The sequence below is a fragment of the Gordonia sp. 852002-10350_SCH5691597 genome (assembly GCF_001665715.1).
GTDB lineage: Bacteria > Actinomycetota > Actinomycetes > Mycobacteriales > Mycobacteriaceae > Gordonia > Gordonia sputi.
The window spans coordinates 1-1,904 of record NZ_LZMO01000079.1 but is presented as its reverse complement, the minus strand read 5'-3'; the positions used below and the strand labels follow the sequence as shown (position 1 = coordinate 1,904).

Sequence of the window (1,904 nt, the reverse complement as noted above, 5' to 3'; positions counted from 1 at the left end):
CCCACCCCCAACACAGACATCACCGATGAACACACAGCGAGGTGCAACTGATATGACAGCCGAGACTGCAACACACGCAGACGCCGAGTCGACCGAGCACGACGAGACTCTCGAGGCCGGCGCGGGCCAGGAGGCCGTCGACACGGCTACCGTCGAGTCGACGTCTGATGTCAACGACGATGAGGCCCCAGACGCGGTCCGCGATGACGTGGCAACTGACGCGGACGACGTCGACAGCGAAGACATGGACGACGACGCTGACGAGGAAGACGAAGAGGAGCGTCTCGTCGAAGAAGGCGAGATCGCTGGCGACTACCTCGAGCAGCTGCTGGACGTGCTGGACTTCGATGGCGATATCGATCTGGATGTCGACGGTGACCGCGCGATCGTCAGCATCGACGGAGGCGACGACCTGACGAAGCTCGTCGGCCGTAAGGGCGAGGTTCTGGATGCGCTTCAGGAACTGACCCGGCTTGCCGTGCAGCAGGCGACGGGCGATCGCAGCCGGCTGATGCTCGACATCGCGCGGTGGCGTGCGGATCGCCGCGAACGGCTCGCGCGACTTGGCCGCGAGGTTGCTGAGCGTGTGCTGGAGTCGGGAGAGCGGGAGCAGCTCGACCCGATGACTCCGTTCGAGCGGAAGATCGTGCACGACGCTGTCGCTGCTGTCGACGGAGTGATGAGCGAGAGTGAGGGCGCGGAGCCGAAGCGCCGCGTGGTAGTCATCAAGAACTGAACTGGTGTCCGCGGCGATGCGCCTGGAGATCACAAGCAACGAAGTCCCGGTTTCGGCCGGGACTTCGTTGTTTCACCGGTAGGAATCACATGCGTGTAGTTCGGGTGTTTCACGTGAAACATGGAGCCGACGCCGCGCTGAGGGAAAGGCACTGTTTCACGTGAAACACGATGAGTCCGATGGCGAGCATGGTGATGGGTCCGCTGTCGACGGCGACAACGTCGCGGAACGCGCCGCTGTGGCGGACTCCCCTCCCCCGGCAGCGACATCGATCTTCGGCGATCGTCTCCCGCTAGCTCAGGAGTACTGCAGAATCCTAGCCACCGATGGAATCGACCACGGGCTCATGGGACCGAGGGAGGTCCCGCGACTCTGGGATCGCCACATACTCAACTGCGCTGTGATCCAAGAAGTCATCGACGACGGCCAGACGATCATTGATATCGGCAGTGGTGCTGGACTGCCCGGCATTCCGCTCGCGATCGCGCGTCCCGACCTCACGATCACGTTGATCGAGCCACTGCTGCGTCGAAGTGATTTTCTCCTGCGGACGGTCGACGCTCTTGGTCTCCCGGTATACGTTGTCCGCGGGCGCGCTGAAGAGAAGTCGGTCCTCGCCGAAGTCGAACCCGCGGACGTCGTGACCTCTCGGGCGCTGGCTCCCCTGGATCGGCTCAGTCGATGGTCCGCTCCCTTGATTCGCGATGGAGGTCGACTCGTCGCGCTCAAGGGATCGTCGGCTCCAGAGGAGATCGAACGGGATCGGAAGGCCGCGGAACGGAACGGAATCGCCGGTCTCCGCGTCGAATATGTCGGCGAGTCTGTTGTCGACCAGCCGACGACCTTGGTGATCGGAGACAAGCGCGGTGCGCCGAAACGCCGTCGAACGAGGTGAGAATGCGACGGTCTGAGGTGCTGACGTCTGCAGTTGGTTTGCGACGGCTCGAGGGAGCAAAATGGACAGGACATCGGAGTGTGGGCGAGGGATCGTGCGTGCTGCACGATAGAGGGGCGAAACAATCTTGGACGCCGACGATGCTTACGAAATATCGCAGAGGAGCCACAGCGTGACCGACCAACAGCCGGATGTTTCACGTGAAACGATTCCGCCGGCCACGTCGACGCCCGAGCAGTTCGACGACACTCCCATCGCCGCCGCCGCAGCCCG

The 1,904-nt window shown here is 63.1% G+C and carries 2 protein-coding genes; both read left to right on the top strand.

What is annotated here, in order from left to right; genetic code table 11:
• Positions 1–52: 52 nt before the first annotated feature.
• Positions 53–736, top strand: coding sequence for a Jag family protein (locus A5777_RS05690; RefSeq protein WP_064861928.1), 684 nt, complete (start codon positions 53–55; stop codon positions 734–736).
• Between the two features lie 238 nt (positions 737–974).
• Positions 975–1,631, top strand: coding sequence for a 16S rRNA (guanine(527)-N(7))-methyltransferase RsmG (gene rsmG / locus A5777_RS05685; RefSeq protein WP_064861929.1), 657 nt, complete (start codon positions 975–977; stop codon positions 1,629–1,631).
• The last annotated feature ends 273 nt before the right edge of the window (positions 1,632–1,904 follow it).

What these genes read in the sequence shown, in the direction of transcription:
- A5777_RS05690 (WP_064861928.1), top strand. Translation starts at nt 53, where the DNA reads ATGACAGCCGAGACTGCAACACACGCAGACGCCGAGTCGACCGAGCAC.